This window comes from Kitasatospora sp. NPDC052896 (assembly GCF_044547075.1).
Taxonomy (GTDB): Bacteria; Actinomycetota; Actinomycetes; order Streptomycetales; family Streptomycetaceae; genus Kitasatospora.
On record NZ_JBITZU010000013.1, the window covers coordinates 76,288 to 95,506 of the forward strand.

A 19,219-nucleotide genomic window follows, 5' to 3' on the forward strand; every position below is an offset into this window, starting at 1 on the left:
CTCGCTCCTAGGATGCGGGCATGATCCTGGAGAGCGCGCTGCTCGATGTCCTGCCCGGCCGCGAGGAGGAGTTCCTCGCGGCCTTCGCCGAGGCCAAGCCGCTGATCGCGGGGCAGCGCGGGTTCCACTCGCTGCGGCTGCGACGCTGCCTGAACGAGGGGCGCGGCGGTCGCTTCCTGCTGCAGGTGGAGTGGGAGACGGTGGCCGACCACACCGAGGGGTTCCGCCACTCGCCCGAGTACCGGCGGTGGCGGGAACTGCTGCACCACTTCTACGCGCCGTTCCCGGAGGTCGAGCACTACGGCGAGCCGCTGGCGAGCGCGTGACCGCGCTGGCGAGCACGTGGCCGCGCTGGCGGGCGTCGCGCGCGAGCGCGGCAGGCGGTTTGGGTGGCGGACGGGAGCCCTGGTAGCGTAGGGCGCTGCACCTCGCTTCGGCATGCCCTCTCAGCTGGTCCGGAGCGCCGCGTGCACCCCCTCCCCCGGCCTCCGGCGGGAGGTACCCGTGAACCGCACAGACAAAGACTGAGGCTCCTTCGTGGCGAACATCAAGTCCCAGATCAAGCGCAACAAGACCAACGAGAAGGCGCGCCTGCGCAACAAGGCCGTCAAGTCCTCGCTGAAGACCGCTCTGCGCAAGGCCCGTGAGGCCGCTGCCGCCGGTGAGACCGAGAAGGCCACCGTGCTGGCCCGCGAGGCCTCCAAGGCCCTCGACAAGGCCGTGAGCAAGGGCATCATCCACAAGAACCAGGCCGCCAACAAGAAGTCGGCGATCACCAAGCAGGTCATCAAGGCCGCCTGAGGTCTTCCTCCGCTCGACCGCTGAGCGACCGCCTCGCCGCGCGAGGAGGCACTCGGAGGCAGCACCCTGAACCACCCCTCGGGAAGGACCGGCCCTCTACCCGGAGCCCCCGAGGTGCACGATCACGTACCGCACGCGGCCTGCGTTCGCCACGCGGGTGCGGTGCAGCAGCTCGAACGGCAGGCGCCGTGGCTCGTCCCCTTCCCCGGGACGGCCGCGGCGCCTGTCGGCGTTCGGGGGGGTACCGCGCTCCGCGGGGACACCGCCGGGGCAGCCCCGGCCCGAGCGGGGCCGCCGCCGGTCAGTACTGGCGGGCGCCCGCGCGGGCGGCACGGGCGACCGCGACCACGGCGCGCTCCAGCGCGTACGCCGGGTCGTCGGAGCCGCCCTTGACGGCCGCGTCGGCCTGGGCGATCGCGGTCAGCGCGGTCGCCACGGCGTCCGGCGTCCAGCCACGCATCTGCTGACGGACCCGGTCCACCTTCCAGGGCGGCATGCCCAGCTCGCGGGCCAGGTCGGCCGGACGCATCGAGCGGCCCGCGGTGGCGAGCCGGCCGATGCTGCGCACGCCGGAGGCCAGCGCGTAGGTGATGCCGGTCGGCGGCTGGCCGACCGCGAGCGCCCAGCGCAGCCGCTCCAGGGCGTCGGCCGCGCGGCCGGTCACCGCGAGGTCGGCCACCTCGAAGCCGGTCGCCTCGGCCCGGCCGCTGTAGTAGCGCGCGACCACCCGCTCGTCGATCGTGCCCTCGACGTCCGACACCAGCTGGCTGCACGCGGCGGCCAGCTCGCGGAGGTCACCGCCGAGGGCGTCCAGCAGCGCCTGACAGGCCTCCGGGCTGGCGGACCGGCCCAGCGTCTTGAACTCCCCGCGGACGAACGCGATCCGCTCGCTCGCCTTGGTCAGCTTGGCGCAGGCGACCTCGCGCGCGCCGGCCTTGCGGGCCGCGTCGAGCAGGCCCTTGCCCTTGGCGCCCCCGGCGTGCACCAAGACCATGATCACTTCCTCGGCCGGGGAGTCGAGGTAGGCCTTGACCTCCTTGACCGAGTCCGCGCTCAGGTCCTGGGCCGCCCGGACGACGATCACCTTGCGCTCGGCGAAGAGCGACGGCGTGGTCAGCTCGGCCAGGCCGCCGGGCTGGAGACCACCGGGCGCGAGGTCGCGCACGTCCGTGTCGGGGTCGGCCGCCTTCGCCGCGGCCACCACCTGGGCGACCGCGCGGTCGAGCAGCAGCTCCTCCTGGCCGACCGCGAGAGTCAGCGGGGCGAGCAGGTCATCGGGTGCACTCTTCCTGGCCATCGCGTACCAGCATCCCACGGGGTACGGACAGCTCCGACGCACCGGTGACGGCGACGGTGGGCGGGGCGGTGGCCGTGCCGGCGGTCGTCCGGGTCCACCCGCGCGACCGGCCACAATGGGGAGGTGACCGACCATGACATCGAGAACCGGCCCGTTAGCACCGGCCGCCAGTTGCTCGTCCTCGCCGACCGTGACGCGGCCGAGGAGATCGCCCAGGAGATCGCGGAGACCCTCCCCCGGCTCGGCCAGCCCGAGTTGGTCCGGGACGCCCTGGCCGGTGAGGACGACGCCGAGGACGCCCAGTGGCTGGTCGTCCTGGAGGCCCCCGAGGACGGCTGGGACCTGCGGGTGCTGGCCGAGATCGACGCCCTGCTGGCGGAGCACGACGGCTGGCGAGAGGACGGCTGAGGGACACCGCCCGGCGGACCACGACGACGGGTGAGCCGGCGGGGGCCCAAGTGGCGGAGGCGGCGGAGGCGGTCCTCCCGAGGGGGTGCCCCGGCGTGCCGGCCGGGTCCGGGTCCGGCGGGCTCGACGGGTTCGGGCGGTCGAGGGCGGCGTTCTCCTCGACCTCACCGGTGGCCTCGTGCGGATGGACGAGGACGTGCAGCGCGGCCGGGGTGTCGCCGAGCACCGCGAGGTCACCCGAGCGGTCGGTGCGCAACACCGTGGCGCCGAGCGCGCGGAGCCGGTCGACCGTGCGGGCGGCCGGGTGCCCGTAGGGGTTGCCGAGGCCCGCGGAGATCAGTGCCAGCCGGGGGTGCAGAGCCTCGGCCAGCGCCCAGTCCTGGTTGGCCGAGCCGTGGTGCGCCACCTTGAGCACGTCCACCGGTCCCGGGCGAGCGTGGCTGAGCAGTTCCGCCTGGGCCGGCGGCTCCAGATCACCGAGCAGCGCCAGCCGCAGCCCGGCCGAACGGACCAGCAGCGCGATGCTCGCGTTGTTCGCCCCCGGGGTCGCCGGCCCGAGCGGTCCGGCCGGCCACAGGACGTCCCAGGACAGCCCCGGCCCGGCCGTCCGGTGCTCCCCCGGCACGGCCCGCACCACCGGGACGTGCGCCGCGGCCGCCCAACCCAGCACCCTGGCCTGCTCACCGGGCGGTGTGCCGAGCGTGGTGGTCTCGACGGCACCCACCGCGCGGTTCCGCAGCACACCTGGCAGACCCTCACTGTGGTCCGCGTGGAAGTGGGTCAGCACGACCAGGGCCACCCGGGTGATGCCGAGGCCGCGCAGACAGGCGTCGGCCGCCGCCGGATCGGGCCCTGCGTCCACCACCACCGCGGTGTCCGGGACCTCCGCCACGCCGTCCGAGACCGGCAGGACCACCAGATCGCCCTGCCCGACCGAGCACATGACGAGCCGCCAGCCGGCCGGCGGCCAACCGGTGGCGATCCGGACCAGGGCCGGTGGCCGCAGCAGGAGCACGATCAGGGCGATGGTCAGCACGGCCACCACGAGCAGCCCGCGCCACCACGGGCGGCGCCGGGCGGGCCGGAGGAGCGAAACCGGGTGATGGTCGCCCGCCTCCGCAGGAGTACCCCGGGAGGCGGCCGCGGGGCTCCCCGATTCGGGGCACCCGACGGGCCCCGGCTCCACCGCCGCCCGGGCCGGTACCGGCAGCAGCAGCGGCGCGGCCCAGCAGGCCGCCGCGATCGCCACGGACAGCGTCACCGCGCCGGGCCAGCCCGGAGTCCAGGCGAGTTCGGCGCCGGGCAGCGCGGCACCGAACCGGGCGACACCCGCGAGCCACTCGGTCGGCAGGGCCGCCAGCTCCGCCAGGACCCGCGCCGCGGCCGGCCAGACCGGCGCCACCACCAGGGTGCCGAACCCCAACAGGGTGGCGGGAGTCACCGCCAGCTCGGCGAGCATGTTGCACGGGACGCCCACCAGACTCACCCGGGGCGCCAGCAGCACCGCCGCCGGCGCGCACAGCGCCTGCGCCGAGGCCGCCGCGGCGACCGCACCCGCCAGATGGTGCGGCCACCCTCGCGCGCTGAGCGCGGCCGTCCATCGCCGACCCAGCGTCAGCAGGCCCAGGGTGGCGAGCGAGGAGAGCAGGAAACCGTACGAGCGGGCGAGGAAGGGATCGGCCAGCAGCAGCACCAGCACGCCCCCGGCCAGCGCCGGAACGGCCTGCCGGGGACGGCCGGTGGCCAGCGCCAGCAGCCCGACCAGCCCGGTGGCGGCCGCCCGGAGCACGCTCGGATCGGGCCGGCAGAGCGTCACGAACGCCAGCGTCAGCACCGTCCCGAGCAGGGCCGAGACGCGGAGTGGGACCCCCAGCAGCGCTGCCAGGCCGCCGCGCTCGGCGGTACCCACCCGGCCCGGTGTGCCGAGCAGGACGGCGAGGACGATCGACAGGTTGGCGCCGCTGACGGCGGTGAGGTGGACCAGATCGGTACTGCGGAAGGCCTCGTCCAGCTCCTCCGGCATCGCCGAGGTGTCTCCGATCACCAGGCCGGGCAGCAGTGCCCGCACGTCCGGCGACAGGCCCTGGCAGGCGCGCCGCAGACCGGCGCGCAGCCGCCCGGCGATCCGCTGGGCGGTGCCGGGGCGGGCGAGCAGCCGAGGCGACCCCTCGGCGAGCAGCACGGCGCCGGTGTCCGCGCTCCCCTCCCGTGCGGGGAGCACCCGGGCCTCGACCGCGAGCCGGGTGGACGGCAACAGGTCCTGCCACTCGGGCACGTCCGCGGCGCGGACCAGGACGGTGACGGGCGTCCGGGTACGGGTGCGGGTGGCGGCGGGGGTCGCCGCGGGGTCGGCCGGGCGGGTCTGCGACGGGAGAACGGCCACCTCGTCGGCGGTGGCGGCCACGGTGAGCAGGGTCTGTCCGGGGGCGGTGCCACGGGCGTGGGTGGTGCGGGTGCGTGGATCACCGGTGATGGTGAGGTCGGCGATCACCCGAGGGCGGGCGGGCGAACCGCGGTTCGGGGCACCGGTGCCGGCGGTGCGGGCCAGCGCGGGAAGCGGGCCGCGGTGCAGGTCGGCGGTGTGCAGCACCGTGCAGGCGGTGGCCGCCGCGGCGGTCAGCAGCACGGCGGCGGCCAGCACCCGGCCCGGGCGCCAGGCCGATCGGTGACGGCGGAGGCAGCCGAACAGCAGGACCGCGGCGAGCAGGGCGGCCAGCCCGGCGATCCCGAGGAGCGGGGGTGCGTACCGGGCGTCGACGTCGGGCAACAGGGCGGCGAGGCACCAGGCGGCGATGGTCGGCAGCAGTAGCCGGAGGTCGGCCTCGCCCCGGGGGTGCGGGGTGGGAGCGAGAGCGCCGGTGGTCGGCGGCAGGGGGTCGGAAGCGGGCGCGGGCGGGACGGCGGCGGGGGTGGGCGTCATGTCCTTCCGGCCTCTCCGGTGGCGGGTGGTCGAGGTCGTGGCGGGTGGGCGGGATCAGAGGGTGAGCAGCGGTTTCAGGTCGGCGAACTTGCGTTCGCCGATGCCGCTGACCTGGCGGAGCTGCTCGATCGAGCGGAAGCCGCCGTGGGAGTCCCGGTAGTCGACGATGTGCTGGGCGAGGACCGGGCCGACGCCGGGAAGCGCGTCGAGTTGGGCCGCGGTCGCGTGGTTCAGGCTCACCGGTGCCCGCGGGCCGACCCCCGCGGTGGCACTGCCCGGTGGTGGGGACAGCGCGCCGACCAGGACCTGCTCGCCGTCGGTGAGCACCCGGGCCAGATTGAGCCCGTCCGTGTCGACCCCGGGCAACGGACCGCCGGCGGCCCGGACCGCGTCGGCGACCCGCGATCCCGCCGAGAGGGACAGCACACCCGGGTGGGCGACCTTCCCGGCGACGTCGACCACGACCTCGCCGGCGGGCCGGCCTGCCGTGCCGTCGGCGGTGGGGTGCGCGGCGGTGCCGGGGAGCGACTCGGACGGCTGGTCCGCCGCACCACTCGGGAGCGCCGGAGCGTCGGAACGGCCGCTGAGCTGCCGGGCCGCGCCGACGGTCGTGGCGGAGGCCACCGGGACGGCGACCGCCTGCGGCCGGCCGAGCCAGAAGTGCTGGACCGCGTACGCCACCGCGAGCAGGAGCAGCACGGTGAGGCCGAGCAGGGCCCGGCGATCCGCCCAGAGCAGCGGCTGAAGTGACGGGGGCAGCCGGGACCGGGGGCGGGTGCTCCGGACCGCGACCGATGCTGGGGGTTCCGTGGGCGCGGTGGACGGGACCGTGGCCGCGGTGGGTGGGACGGACGAGGCGGGCGGATCGGGCTGGTCGGGCGGCGCGGGCGGCCCTGGTGCCGTGCCGGGGGCGGCGGAGCCCGGCACGGGCGGTGGCTCGGCGAGGTAGACGCCGTCCGGCTCCGGAAGTGCGGGCGCGGGCGGGTGGCGCCGGCGGCCCGGACCGTAACCGTGCGGCCAGTCGTCCGGCAGCATGGGCGGACCCGGTGCCGTGGCGGGGGCTTCACCGGGCGAGCCGACGAGCCGGGCCATCCGCTGCCGGGCGACCTCGGCGGCCTCCTCGCGCCGGGCTCGGACGGGGTGGAGTGTGCTGCTGAGAGTGGTGAGAGGGGTGCTGACGCTTCGCATGGCCACGACGGTAGGCCGGGCGACGACGGCGACGCCGAACTCGTTGAATTCCTGTGGATAAACCGGGGGTTGTGGACAACCCCTGACGTCGGCCCGACCCGGCTCAGCGCGGCGCGAGGACCACCGCGAGCAGCCCCGGCCCCACGTGCGCGCCGATCACCGCGCCCACCTCGCCCACGTACAGCTCGCGCAACCCCGGCACCCGCTCGCGCAAGCGCTCGGCAAGCGGCTCCGCCCGGTCCTCGGCGGCGAGATGGTGGACCGTCACGTCGACCTCCCCCTCGCCCGCCTGCTCGACCACCAGCTCCTCCAGCCGGGCGATCGCCCGGGAGGCGGTCCGGACCTTCTCCAGGGGCTCGATCCGCCCGCCCGACAGGTGCAGCAGCGGCTTCACCGCGAGCGCCGAGCCGAGCAGCGCGCGGGCCGTCCCGATCCGGCCGCCGCGCCGCAGGTGTTCGAGCGTGTCGACGTAGAAGAAGCCGTGCGAGCGGCCGGCCCGCCGCTCGGCCGCGGCGGCCACCTGGTCCAGCCCCTGCCCGGTCGCCCGGGCCTCGGCGGCGGCCAGCACCGCGTAGCCGAGCGCCATCCCGACCATCCGGCTGTCCACCACCCGCACCGGGATCTCCGACTCGGCCGCCGCCAGCCGGGCCGCCTCGCAGGTCCCGGAGAGTTCGGCGGAGAGGTGCACGGAGACGACGCCCTCGGCGCCCGCCTCGGCGGCGGCGCGGTAGGCGGCGGCGAAGGTCTCGGGATTGGGCCGGGAGGTGGTCACCCGGCGCCTGGCGCGCAGCGCCTCGGCGACGTCCTTGGGCGAGACCTCCACGCCTTCGGTCAGCACCTCGTCGCCCACCACGACGCTCAGCGGCACTACCGCGATCCCGTGCCGGTCCACGGCTTCCTGAGGCAGATAGGCCGTGGAATCGGTGACGAGAGCGAGGTCGGCGGGCATGAGCCGGAGGTTACTCCCCGGAGGTCCGGGACGACAGCGCAGGCCGGGGGGCGAACGGGCAGGCCCGAGGCCGGGGCGGTCAGCCGGTCGACGACCCCGGTGCGGGCTTGCGCAGCCGCTGGGCGAGGCGGGCGAGCGGTTCGCCCAGACCGAGCACGTCCTCCGCGCTCGCCCGGTCCACGGCGGCGGCGATGCCGGCGCGGGCCTCCGCACCGGACGACGGCCGGCCGAACGACGTGCCACCCGACCCCGCGGCGGCGCGCCCCGCGGACGCATCCGCCGACCCCCCGGTGTCCCAGTGCCGCAGCGCTCCCGCCTCGCTCTCGCACTCCGCGCTCAGCCGGCTCAGCTCGTCCTCCGCGAACCGGTGCATCCGGTCCTGCGCCGCCCACCGCATCGACTCCGCCGACCGCGTGATCCGCTCCGCCCGCTCGCGCAGCTCGGGCAGCCTGGCCGCCACCCGGCTCGGCTCCGGCTCCCGCTCCAGCATCCGCAGCTCGCCGTCCAGCTCGGCCGCGTGCGCGTCCAGCCGGGTCAGCAACCGCAGCGCCTCGGCGAGCTGACCGTCCGCGCCGACCCCGCTCTCCAGCACCTCGCGGGTCCTGACGAGCGAGGTGCGCAGGCCCAGCCGGACGGCCGCGAGCTCCCCCTGCGAGCCCGGCTTGGTGAAGGTCCTGGCCTTCAGCGTGACGTTCTCGACGGCCCGGCGGGCGGTGGCCTCGGTCTGCTCGACCTTGGCGGCGACGGCCTTGGTCGCCTTCACCGCCGCGACCACCAGCAGCACGACGATGCTGATCCCGATCAGGGCGGCCAGCCCGACCAGTACGCCGATCGCTTCCATGGTGGTGCCGCCTTCCGCGTGGGCCGGTCCGGTGTGCAGTTACCACGGTATCCGCCGGCCGGTCCGCCGGAACGGGATGCCCGGGGTTCCCCGGGGCTGGATCAGGGGCGGATCAGGGATGTCCCTGAGGGCCGCCCGGAACAGCGGAACGCGGGCCGGCCGCTCCCCCGAGGAGCGGCCGGCCCGCGAGCGGGTTGGCGCTACGTCAGCCGGTCACGATGTTGACCAGCTTCGGCGCCCGCGCGATCACCTTGCGCACCGGCGCCTCCCCGATCGCGGCGACCACCGCCGGGTCGGCCAGCGCCAGCGCCTCCAGCTCCGCGTCCGAGATGGTCGGCGGCACCTCCAGCCGCGCCTTGACCTTGCCCTTGATCTGGACCACGCAGGTCACCGACTCGTCGACCACGTACGCCGGGTCGGCCACCGGGAAGTCGGCGAAGGCCAGCGACTCCTGGTGCCCCAGCCGCCGCCACAGCTCCTCGGCGATGTGCGGCGCCAGCGGCGCGACCAGCAGCACCAGCTGCTCGGCCACCTCGCGCGGCGTGCTGCCGCGCTTGACCAGGAAGTTGTTCAGCTCGATGGCCTTGGCGACCGCCGTGTTGAAGCGCAGTCCGGCCATGTCGCCGCGGATGCCGTCGATCGCCTTGTGCAGCGCGCGCAGCGTCGGCTCGTCGGCCGGCTCGTCGGTGACCACCAGCTCGCCGGTGCTCTCCGAGACGACGTTGCGCCACAGCCGCTGCAGGAAGCGGTAGGAGCCGACCACCGCGCGGGTGTCCCACGGCCGCGAGACGTCCAGCGGGCCCATCGCCATCTCGTACAGCCGCAGCGTGTCGGCACCGTACTCGTCGCAGATCTGGTCCGGGGCGACCGCGTTCTTCAGCGACTTGCCCATCTTGCCGGCCTCGCGCCTGACGGCCTGGCCCTGCCAGAAGTACCCGCCGTCGCGCTCCTCGATCTCGGCGGCCGGCACCGGGAAGCCGCGGTCGTCGCGGTAGACGTCGGCGGTGATCATGCCCTGGTTGAACAGCTTGTGGAACGGCTCGACCGAGGAGACGTGGCCCAGGTCGTGCAGCACCTTGTGCCAGAACCGCGCGTACAGCAGGTGCAGCACCGCGTGCTCGGCGCCGCCCACATACAGGTCGACGCCACCGGCCGGCTTCTGCTCGGTCGGGCCCAGCCAGTACCGCTCGTTGGCCGGGTCGACCACTCGCTCCGGGTTGACCGGGTCGACGTAGCGCAGCTCGTACCAGCAGGAACCGGCCCAGTTGGGCATGGTGTTGGTCTCGCGGCGGTAGCGCTTGACGCCGTCGCCCAGGTCCAGCTCGACGTTGACCCAGTCCTCGTTGCGGGACAGCGGGGTCTTCGGCGAGCTGGCCGCGTCGTCCGGGTCGTAGGTGTGCGGCGAGTAGTCCTCCACCTCGGGGACCTCGACCGGCAGCATCGACTCGGGCAGCGCGTGCATCACGCCGTCCTCGTCGTAGACGATCGGGAACGGCTCGCCCCAGTACCGCTGGCGGCTGAACAGCCAGTCGCGCAGCCGGAAGTTGACGGTGCCCTCGCCGATGCCGCGCTCGGTCAGCCAGGCGGTGATCCGGGCCTTGGCCCCGGTCACCGACAGGCCGTCCAGCGAGATCTCGCCGTTGGCCGAGCCGACGATCGTCGAGTCGTAGGTGTCGAAGGCGTCGTCCCAGCTCAGCGGGTCATCGCCGCGCCCGTCGGTCGGCTGCACCACGCAGCGCATCGGCAGCGAGAAGGCTCGGGCGAAGGCGAAGTCGCGGTGGTCGTGGGCCGGTACCGCCATGATCGCGCCGGTGCCGTAGCCCGTCAGCACGTAGTCCGCGATGAAGACCGGGACCGGCTTGCCGGTGACCGGGTTGGTCGCGTAGGCACCGGTGAAGACGCCGGTCTTGACCTTGGCGTCCATCTGCCGCTCGACGTCCGACTTCGCGGCGGCGGCGGCCCGGTAGGCGGCGACCGCCTCGGCCGGGGTGTGCGCCTCGCCCTTCCAGTCGTTGTGGGTCTCGGCCGGCCAGGCGGCCGGGACGATCGCGTCGACCAGCTCGTGCTCGGGGGCCAGCACCATGTAGGTGGCGCCGAACAGGGTGTCGGGGCGGGTGGTGAAGACGGTGATCGCCCGGTCACCGGCGACCGGGAAGTCCACCCGGGCGCCCTCCGAGCGGCCGATCCAGTTGCGCTGCTGCAGCTTGATCGCCTCGGGCCAGTCCAGCTGGTCCAGGTCGGCGATCAGCCGGTCGCCGTAGGCGGTGATCCGCATCATCCACTGGCGCAGCTTGGACTTGAAGACCGGGAAGTTGCCGCGCTCCGAGCGGCCGTCCGCGGTGACCTCCTCGTTGGCCAGCACGGTGCCCAGGCCGGGGCACCAGTTGACCGGCACCTCCTTGGCGTACGCCAGCCGGTACTCGCCCAGCAGCTCGTCCCGCTCGACACCGGACAGCTCCGCCCAGGCGCGGCCGTCCGGGGTGGGCCGGGCGCCGCTCTCGAACTGGGCGATCAGCTCGGCGACCGGGCGGGCCCGGCCGGCCTCGGTGTCGTACCAGGAGTTGAAGATCTGCAGGAAGATCCACTGGGTCCAGCGGTAGTACTCCGGGTCGATGGTGGAGATCGACCGGCGCGCGTCGTGGCCCAGGCCCAGCCGGCGCAGCTGGGCGCGCATGTTGGCGATGGCGGCCTCGGTGGAGACCCGCGGGTGCACGCCGGTGGCGACCGCGTGCTGCTCGGCGGGCAGGCCGAAGGCGTCGTAGCCCAGGGTGTGCAGGACGTTGTGCCCGGTCATCCGCTGGTAGCGGGCGTAGACGTCGGTGGCGATGTAGCCCAGCGGGTGCCCGACGTGCAGACCGGCTCCGGACGGGTACGGAAACATGTCCATGATGAAGCTGTGCGGCTTCGTGGTGACGTCGCCGGCGGCGGGGTCGGCCAGCGGCCCGGCCGGGTTGGGCGCGTTGAACGTCCCTTCCTTCTCCCAGACGTCCTGCCAGCGTGACTCGATGTCGGCTGCCAGGGCGGCGGAGTATCGGAACGGCTCGGTGGCGGGCTCGGTGGCTCCGGCGGCAGGGGTCGTCTCGCTCATGGTCCTTCAGGCTCCATCTGTCAGATTGCGAATCGTCAGCCGGCGGGCCGCGCCGCCGCGGTGACCGCGCCGCGCGCCCGGGCAGCCGCGGAAACTGGCCGGGGAAACAAAAAAGCCCCTCGCAGGAGGGGACGCCACGCTGACTCCGGCGCTGCCCTGACGGGTCGGCCGGTGCTGGTCAGCGCGGCCGGCTAAGAAGCAGGCGCACGGTTCGCATGGGGTCAGGGTACCCCAGGCACGCCGGGGCCGTGGCGAGCGGGCCGCCACGGCCCCGGGCGGTGCGGGCCCGTCAGTCGCGGGGGGCCAGCCGCTGGTCGCGGACCTCCGCCCAGCGCAGCGAGTCGCGGATCCCGTCGGCGATGCCGAACTCCGGCTCCCAGCCGAGCAGCCGCTTGGCCCGGTCACTGCGGGTGAACGCGCCGGCCACGTCGCCCGGCCGCCGCTCGGTCTCGACCACCGCGACCGGCCGCTCCACCACGCTGTTGAACGCCGTGACCAGCTCGGTCACGGTGGTCCCGGTGCCGGTCCCCAGGTTGATCACGGACGAGCGGACCGGGCCGGCCAGCACCTCGTCGAACGTCCGCAGCGCGGCCACGTGCGCGGCGGCCAGGTCCCAGACGTGCACGTAGTCGCGGATCCCCGAGCCGTCCCGGGTCGGGTAGTCGGTCCCGGTGATCCGGAACGGCACGCCCTCCTCGTGCGCCTCGATCAGCTTGCCGAGCGCGTGGCTGGGCCGGCGCACCTGCAGACCGGTGCGCAGCCCGGGGTCGGCGCCGATCGGGTTGAAGTAGCGCAGCGACAGGATCCGGATCGGCTCGCCGGCCGCGATGTCCGCGAACATCCCCTCGCAGACCGCCTTGGTCCGCGCGTACGGGCTCTGCGGGGCGATCACGGACTCCTCGTCGACGCTGAAGTCCTCGCCGGGCTGGTAGATCGAGCCGGAGGAGCTGAAGATCATCCGACCGCAGCCGTTGCGGATCAGGTGGCCGACGAACTCCAGGCTCTTGGCGACGTTGGCCCGGTAGTAGCCGACCGGGTCGCCGACCGAGTCGGGGACCACGATCAGCGCGGCGCAGTGCACCACCGCGGCGATGTCCGGGTGCTCGGCGAAGATCCGGTCGACCAGCTCGCCGTCCGCGATGTCGCCCTGGTAGAAGGCCCGGCCGTCGGTGAACTCACGGCGGCCGGTGACCAGGCTGTCCAGCACGACCGGGGTGATCCCGGCGTCCAGGCAGGCCGAGCCGACGGTGCTGCCGATGTAACCGGCGCCGCCGGAGATCAGTACCTTCATGGAGATGTGCCACCCTTCCTGTCCGCCCGGTCGCGCGGGCTGCCGGCACCGAGCCTAACCGGCGACCGGTAGCGGCCCCGCCACGGCGGCTAGGACGCCCGGCGCAGCTCGGCGTCGAGGTCGCGCAGCGCCCGGGCGACCCGGCCGGACTGCATGCCGGCGGCCAGCCGGCGGGCCTGGTCGGCGGTCCGCACGGCCGCCTCGCGCTCCCCCGTCTGCCGGTACGAGTCGGCCAGCCGGACCAGCAGGAGTGCCCGGGCCCGGGCCCGCTCGGCGGTCAGCCCGCCGACCGCCGTGTCCAGCAGCGGCCGGGCCCGCCCGTGGTCGCCCAGCAGCAGGTAGGCCTCCCCCACCATCCCGGCCAGGTCGGCCCGCTCCAGCGGCCGCTCCGGGTCGTCCCCGAGCTCGCCGAACGCCCGCTCGGCGGCCGCCTCGGCACCGTCCCGCTCGCCGCGCCGGGCGTGCGCCCGGGCGATCCGCCCCAGCTGGAGCGCCCGCTCGCACGGGGTGACCCGCGGCCCGGCCACCTCCAGCGCGGCGCCCAGCATCGCCACCGCGTCCAGGCCGCGGGCGACCGGGTTGTGGGTGGCCTGCACCGCCAGGCAGCCCACCACGCTCAGCCCGAGCCGCAGGTCGCCCGAGACGTGCGCGGCCCGCAGCGCGGCGACGAAGGCGCGCTGCGCGGCGGCCTCGTTGCCGAGGTCGAAGTTGGCCCAGCCGACCAGCCGGGCCAGCCGCCCGGCCGCGCCGTACAGCGAGCGGCCCAGCCGCTCGTCCCAGGCGTACGAGCCCAGCTCCAGCAGCTTGCCGGCCATCGCCAGCTCGGACCGGGCCGCGCCGACCACCAGGCCGCCGCCGCAGCAGCGCTCCAGCCGCTGCTTGCCGTCGTGGCTGCGCCGCAGGTCGGCCAGCTGTTCGGGGGCGATCGCCAGCGCGCCCTCGCCGCCGGTGACCCGGGGCGGCGGCGAGGCCCAGTGCCGGGCCGCCCGCTCCAGCTCGTCGCCCCGGAAGAGGTCGGTCAGCCGGACCGGCGCGGCGTCCGCCCCGGCCTCGCGCAGTGCGGTCTGCGCGGTGTCGGCGGTCCACGGGTCGGTGAGCAGCCGGGGCGAGAGCACCTTGGCGCCGCGGTGGCTGCCCATCCGTCCCCAGAGCTGCTCGTAGGTCACCGCGATGCCGGCGGCCCGGCTCAACACCTCGCAGACGGTCTGGTCGTGCGGGGCCCTCGGCACCATGCCGCGGTCGCGCCACTTGTAGGGCGCGGTGGAACTGATCGCCATCGCCGGCGGCAACATCAGGTTGACCTCGCGGGCCAGCCGCTCAGGGCTCCAGACGAGCTGGTGCAGCAGCCGGGCCAGCTCTTCGTTCCGCTTGCGCGCGAGGTCGGCCATGGGGACGACGTTAGCGGCCGCGCGGGTTCAGGACACTTGCGCTACCAGGTTAAGTGACTCTCCGTGCGCACATACAGCCGAACGGCCCAACACATTCACCCGGTTTGGTCCGCTTCACCGGTGGTGGCGTTACCGAGCGTGCTCATTCGCCGTAACACAGCCCGAAACCCCCTGGCTCTCCCGGAAGCGGTGACCTCTTGCTGCGCTCTGCCACTCTGCTCCACCCCCTCGCCGTGCCGCCGACCACACCCAGGCCACGCCGGCGGATCGGCCGCCGCCGGGGCCTGGTGGCGGCCGCCGTGGTGCTCAACCAGCTCGCCTACGGCTCGGTCTACTCCTGGAGCATCCTCTCCGCGGGCCTGCAGTCCCCGCACAGCGGCTTCGCGCTGGGCCGGGACGAGGCCGGGCTGCCGTTCGCCACCATGCACGCCCTGGTCTTCCTCGGCACCGTGCTGGGCGGCGTGCTGATGGGCCGCCGCGGGCCGCGCGGGATCGCGCTGCTCGCCGGGGCGCTCTACGCCGGCGGGTTCCTGCTGGCCGGCTGCGCGGACGGCCGGGGCGACTTCTGGCTGGTGCTGCTCGGCTACGGCGTGGTCAGCGGGTTCGGGCTGGGCCTGGGGTACATCGTGCCGACCACCCTGCTGCAGCGCTGGTTCCCCTCGCACCGGGCGTTGGCGGCCGGGGTGGCCACCGGTGGCTTCGGGCTCGGTTCGGTGCTCGGCGCGCCGCTGATGCGCGCGCTGGTGGCGCACTACTCCGCCGACCCGGCCCGCGCGCTGCTGGTCCTCGGCGGCCTCTTCCTGCTGACCACGCTGACCGGCGCGGCGTTCTTCCGGAACCCGCCGAAGCCGGCGGTCCTCCCCGCGCAGTCCGCCGCCCCGGGCCACCGGCCCGGCCAGGCGCTGCGCACGCCGCAGTGGTACCTGCTGACCCTGATCCTGCTCTGCAACACCGCCGCCGGGATCAGCATGCTGGCGGTGGTCGCCCCCGCGGCCGGCAGCCTGACCGGCCTCAGCCCGACCGCCGCGGCCGCGCTGACCGGCGCGCTGGGCGTCTTCAACACCGTCGGCCGCCCGCTCTGGGGCTGGCTCTCCGGGCGCACCGGGCTGATGGTCGCCTTCGTGCTGATGCTGCTCACCCAGGGCCTCGGCCTGATCGCGCTCTCCCAGGTCGGCTCGCCGGCGCTCTTCCTGCCCCTGGCCGCGCTGGTCTGCCTCTCCTTCGGCGGCGGGTTCGCCACCATGCCGGCCACGGCCTCCGAGTTCTTCGGCCTGGCGCACGCCGGCGCGATCTACGGGCTGATGCTGGTCGGCTGGAGCCTCGCCGGGATCGCCGGGCCGCTGCTGGTCTCCCGGCTGGCCGCGGACTCGGGCTACCGGACGGCGTTCCTGGTGCTCGGCGCGATCACCGTGGCCGCCGCGGTGCTGCCGCGCCTGACGTCCCGTCCGAAGCCGCTGCCGGCCCGTTCGGTCTGAAGCAGCGGCAGGAACGAACGGCCGAGGGCCGCCTCCCCTACCGGGAGGCGGCCCTCGGCCGACTGTGGAGCTACGGGGAATTGAACCCCGGACCTCTTGCATGCCATGCAAGCGCTCTACCAACTGAGCTACAGCCCCATGTGCATTTTTTTGCCACCGGCGGTTTCCCGCGGCGACACGTCTTACTTTACACGGTCGGCGGGGTGCTCCACGAATCGGTTCCCGCACCGCCCCGGCCGGGCGGCGCACCACCGGACCGGACGACGACGAAGGCCGGCACCCATCGGGTACCGGCCTTCGATCCGTTGTGGAGCTACGGGGAATTGAACCCCGGACCTCTTGCATGCCATGCAAGCGCTCTACCAACTGAGCTACAGCCCCGCGACACGCCAGGCCCTCACGGACCCCGGGTGCGGAGTGGAGCTACGGGGAATTGAACCCCGGACCTCTTGCATGCCATGCAAGCGCTCTACCAACTGAGCTACAGCCCCTCGGAGGAAGCCCCGCCGCCCGGACCGGGCCGCGTTCTTTCCTGCGAACGAGGAAGACTCTAGCTGGTCAGGCCCGGAACTACGAAATCCCGGGGTCCAGGCCGTCCACTCCCGCTGAGGCCGGGCCTCAGGTGTCGTCGCCCATCACCGGCTCCGGCAGGGTGCCCGCGTTGTGCTCCAGCAGGCGCCAGCCACGGATCCCCTGGCCGAGCACCGACCAGCAGCAGTTGGACAGGCCGCCGAAGCACTCCCACTGCATCGGCTCCAGGCCGAGCAGCCGGCCGAGCATGGTGCGGATGGTGCCGCCGTGGCTGACCACGACCAGCGTGCCGTCCTCGGGCAGCTTCTCGACCGCCTCCAGGACCACCGGCACCGACCGGTCCGCGACCTCGGTGCTCAGCTCGCCGCCACCGCGCCGCACCGGCTCGCCACGGCCGTGCGCCGCGTACTGCTCGGGGTAGCGGGCCCGGATCTCGGCGTTGGTCAGGCCCTGCCACTCGCCGGCGTAGGTCTCCCGCAGGCCCTCGTGGTGGCTCACCTCCAGCCCGGTCAACCGGGCCAGCTCACCCGCGGTGTCGACGGCCCGCTGCAGGTCGGAGGAGATCAGCCGGTCCGGGCGCAGTCCGGCGAGCAGCCGGGCGGCCCGCTTGGCCTGGGACAGCCCGGCCTCGGTCAGCGGGATGTCGGTGCTGCCCTGGAAGCGCGACTGCAGGTTCCAGGAGGTCTGGCCGTGCCGCCAGAAGACGATCCGCGGTCCCCCCGCCCGGCCGGTCAGCTGAAGTCCTGGATGAAGCCGACGGCGTTGCCCGCCTGGTCGGTGACGGCCTCCTCCGGACGGTTGCGGGTGGCCAGGGCGTCCTCGGGGAGCGGCAGCTCGGGGCAGTCCTTCCAGAGCCGGTCCAGCGAGTAGAAGGAGCGCTCCTCGGCGTGCTGGACGTGCACCACGATGTCCAGGTAGTCGAGCAGGATCCAGCGGCCCTCGCGCTCGCCCTCGCGACGCACCGGCTTGATGTCCAGCCGCTCGCGCAGCTGGTCCTCGATCTCCTCGGCGATCGCCTTGACCTGGCGGTCGTTGGCGGCCGACGCGATCAGGAAGGCGTCGGTGATCGACAGCACGTCGCTGACGTCGAAGGCGATCACGTTGTGGGCCAGCTTGTCGGCCGCCGCCTGTGCGGCGACGGTGATCATTTCCTGCGAGCGGTCTGTTGCGGTCACGGTGTTCTTCCGGCTCGGTGGCGTTCTCTCGCCTCCCAGGATCTCACGCCGGCGCCACCGGCCCGGCCGGATGTCCGGGGGCCGGCTACTGCTGGGGCGGCTGGTAGTCCTTTCCGAGCACCACCAGGATGTCCACGGTCTGCGGGTTGGTGGTCTTCTGGACCGCGCTCGGCGGCAGGTTGAGGGTGGTCGCCAGCGCCTTCGCGGCGGCCGCCCGGGAGTCGTCGGTGTAACGGATCTCGGTGCTGGCCTGCGGGCTGGGCGCGGTGCCCCCGCCGGCCACGAAGTTCAGGCCGGCGTTGATGATCTGGATCTGGGCGGCCTGCGCCGCCTGGGCGTTGCCGCTGGCGTCCAGGATGCCGACCCGGGCCGGGGCGTTGGTCACCGCGGCGGCGTGCACGGTGCCGCCGAGCACCTGGCTGACCACCGGGCCGGCGGTGTTGGCGTCCAGCGAGCCGTCCGACTTCACCGGCAGCGTGGTGGAGCCGAAGTGGCCGGCCTTGGCCTGCTGGGCGAGCTCGGTGAGGATCCCGGCCAGCGCCTTCGCGGGCAGCGACGGGTCCAGCACGGCGTTCATCCGGTTCACGTCGTCGGTGGTGTCCGGCAGGTCGGTGGGCAGGGTGTTGATCAGAGCGTCGAGCACCTGGCCGAACCGGGCCAGCCGGGCGTCCGGGCCCTCGCCGGGTGCCTGGTAGGTGGCGTAGGCCACCGCGGCCTGGCCGGTCAGGGTGCGCTGGCTGCCCTGCTCGACCAGCACCTTGCCGTCCGGGCCGAGGATCTGGGCGTTGGTGTCCACCTTGATCCCACCGAGCTGGGAGACCAGCAGCTGCAGGTAGGGGGTGTCCAGCCGCCAGGTGCCGGCCACCGGGGCGCCGAGCAGGCTACTCAGGGCGTCCCGGGTGGGGGCCGCACCGAGCGCGTCCAGCGCCTTGTTGACCGGGGTGGCGGGCGATTCACCAGTGGACGGCAGCATCAGGTCGTCCGGCAGCAACAGGGCCGAACCCTTGTGCCCGGCGGCGTCGTTGACCAGCAGCGCGGAGCTGACGTTGCCCTGCAGGTCACGCAGGTGGACGACGATCACGCTGCGCGACCCGGCGGCCGCCGCGGCGCTCTGCGAGCCGCTGAAGGCGCCGGCGTACCAGAGGTAGCCGGCGCCGCCGCCGGCCAGCAGCACCAGGGCCACCGCCGCGCCGATCACCCGGGTGCGCAGCCTGCGGCGGCGCTCGTCACGCCGCTCGGTGCGCGACTCGGCGAACTTCAGCCAGTCGATGACGTCCTCGGACTCCTCGGCCGGCTCGTCGACGAAGGTGAACTCGCCGGTCTGGTACGGGTCCTGGCTGCTCTCCCGGCTCTGCTGCGGGATGTTGCGGCGGCCGCCGACCTGCTCGGACGGGGTACTCGCCGACTCCGCCCCGGGAGCCGGGCGCGGGCGCGGGGGCACCGGCGTGACGGGGGCGGCGGGGGCGACCGGAGCGGCGGGCGCCTGGTAGGCCTGCTGCTGGTAGGCCTCGTAGACGGGCTGTTGCTGCTGGTACGGGTCGTACGGCTGTTGCTCGTACCCCTGCTGCTGGTAGGGCTGGACGTAGCCCTGCTGCTGCCCGTACCCGTCGTAGACCGGCTGCTGTTGCTGCTGGTAGGGGTCGTACGGCTGTTGCTCGTACCCCTGCTGCTGGTAGGGCTGGACGTAGCCCTGCTGCTGCCCGTAGCCGTCGTAGACCGACTGCTGCTGGTACGGGTCGTACGGCTGCTGCTCGTACCCCTGTTGCTGGGCCTGCGGGTGCTGCCCGCCGGACCAGTCGCCGTTCTCGGGCCCCCTGCGGTCTGCCGTTCCGGTCACGCCGTCCCTCAAGGTCTTCCGTGTGGGCCG

At 74.3% G+C, this 19,219-nt stretch carries 14 protein-coding genes and 3 tRNA genes; 3 read left to right on the plus strand and 14 right to left on the minus strand.

The annotated features are described in order from the left end of the window. The first annotated feature begins 20 nt into the window (after window positions 1-20). Both ACIGXM_RS24170 and rpsT read left to right on the plus strand, forming a co-directional pair. Window positions 21-326 (plus strand): antibiotic biosynthesis monooxygenase family protein, encoded by a 306-nt coding sequence (locus tag ACIGXM_RS24170; RefSeq protein ID WP_396564172.1) that lies wholly within the window; start codon window positions 21-23, stop codon window positions 324-326. Window positions 327-537: 211 nt separating this feature from the next. Next, window positions 538-801, plus strand: coding sequence for a 30S ribosomal protein S20 (rpsT, locus tag ACIGXM_RS24175; protein ID WP_396564174.1), 264 nt, complete (start codon window positions 538-540; stop codon window positions 799-801). A gap of 301 nt (window positions 802-1,102) precedes the next feature. Here rpsT and holA read toward each other — a convergent pair whose 3' ends face one another. The 8 genes from holA to ACIGXM_RS24215 all read right to left on the minus strand — a co-directional run bounded on the left by holA (window position 1,103) and on the right by ACIGXM_RS24215 (window position 14,171). Continuing rightward, window positions 1,103-2,098 carry a DNA polymerase III subunit delta gene (gene holA, locus ACIGXM_RS24180; RefSeq protein WP_396564176.1) on the minus strand — a complete coding sequence of 332 codons (996 nt, stop codon included), beginning with the start codon at window positions 2,096-2,098 and terminating at the stop codon, window positions 1,103-1,105. Window positions 2,099-2,252: 154 nt separating this feature from the next. Beyond that, a complete protein-coding gene (locus ACIGXM_RS24185; RefSeq protein WP_396564178.1) occupies window positions 2,253-5,426 on the minus strand; it encodes a ComEC/Rec2 family competence protein in 3,174 nt (1,057 codons plus the stop codon). A 54-nt stretch (window positions 5,427-5,480) separates the two neighbouring features. Further along, window positions 5,481-6,614, minus strand: a complete 1,134-nt coding sequence (locus ACIGXM_RS24190; protein ID WP_396564180.1) for a helix-hairpin-helix domain-containing protein — start codon at window positions 6,612-6,614, stop codon at window positions 5,481-5,483. Between the two features lie 103 nt (window positions 6,615-6,717). Beyond that, window positions 6,718-7,563, minus strand: a complete 846-nt coding sequence (locus ACIGXM_RS24195; RefSeq protein WP_396564182.1) for a DegV family protein — start codon at window positions 7,561-7,563, stop codon at window positions 6,718-6,720. Between the two features lie 79 nt (window positions 7,564-7,642). Then, window positions 7,643-8,404, minus strand: a complete 762-nt coding sequence (locus ACIGXM_RS24200) for a hypothetical protein (RefSeq protein WP_396564184.1) — start codon at window positions 8,402-8,404, stop codon at window positions 7,643-7,645. Between the two features lie 205 nt (window positions 8,405-8,609). Beyond that, entirely contained in the window at window positions 8,610-11,492 is a 2,883-nt protein-coding gene (gene leuS / locus ACIGXM_RS24205) for a leucine--tRNA ligase (RefSeq protein WP_396564185.1), read from the minus strand. Between the two features lie 289 nt (window positions 11,493-11,781). Beyond that, complete coding sequence (gene galE / locus ACIGXM_RS24210; protein WP_396564187.1) at window positions 11,782-12,783, minus strand: UDP-glucose 4-epimerase GalE; 1,002 nt, start codon at window positions 12,781-12,783, stop codon at window positions 11,782-11,784. Window positions 12,784-12,872: 89 nt separating this feature from the next. Beyond that, window positions 12,873-14,171 (minus strand): hypothetical protein, encoded by a 1,299-nt coding sequence (locus tag ACIGXM_RS24215; RefSeq protein ID WP_396564189.1) that lies wholly within the window; start codon window positions 14,169-14,171, stop codon window positions 12,873-12,875. 197 nt (window positions 14,172-14,368) lie between these two features. Here ACIGXM_RS24215 and ACIGXM_RS24220 point away from each other — a divergent pair, with 197 nt between their 5' ends. Continuing rightward, entirely contained in the window at window positions 14,369-15,646 is a 1,278-nt protein-coding gene (locus ACIGXM_RS24220) for an MFS transporter (protein ID WP_396564190.1), read from the plus strand. Window positions 15,647-15,711: 65 nt separating this feature from the next. Here ACIGXM_RS24220 and ACIGXM_RS24225 read toward each other — a convergent pair. From ACIGXM_RS24225 to ACIGXM_RS24250, 6 genes are all read right to left on the minus strand, one after another. Then, window positions 15,712-15,784, minus strand: a tRNA-Ala gene (locus ACIGXM_RS24225). Between the two features lie 170 nt (window positions 15,785-15,954). Continuing rightward, a tRNA-Ala gene (locus ACIGXM_RS24230) sits at window positions 15,955-16,027 on the minus strand. A gap of 37 nt (window positions 16,028-16,064) precedes the next feature. Then, window positions 16,065-16,137: transfer RNA gene (locus ACIGXM_RS24235), tRNA-Ala, on the minus strand. Window positions 16,138-16,264: 127 nt separating this feature from the next. Next, on the minus strand, window positions 16,265-16,912 hold the full coding sequence (locus tag ACIGXM_RS24240) for a histidine phosphatase family protein (RefSeq protein WP_396564325.1): 648 nt from the start codon (window positions 16,910-16,912) through the stop codon (window positions 16,265-16,267). Continuing rightward, complete coding sequence (gene rsfS / locus ACIGXM_RS24245; protein WP_396564192.1) at window positions 16,909-17,352, minus strand: ribosome silencing factor; 444 nt, start codon at window positions 17,350-17,352, stop codon at window positions 16,909-16,911. Before rsfS ends, ACIGXM_RS24240 begins: the two co-directional genes overlap by 4 nt. Window positions 17,353-17,437: 85 nt before the next feature. Continuing rightward, window positions 17,438-19,189: a LytR C-terminal domain-containing protein gene (locus tag ACIGXM_RS24250; protein ID WP_396564194.1), complete on the minus strand. Its 1,752-nt coding sequence runs from the start codon at window positions 19,187-19,189 to the stop codon at window positions 17,438-17,440. Between the last annotated feature and the right edge of the window lie 30 nt (window positions 19,190-19,219).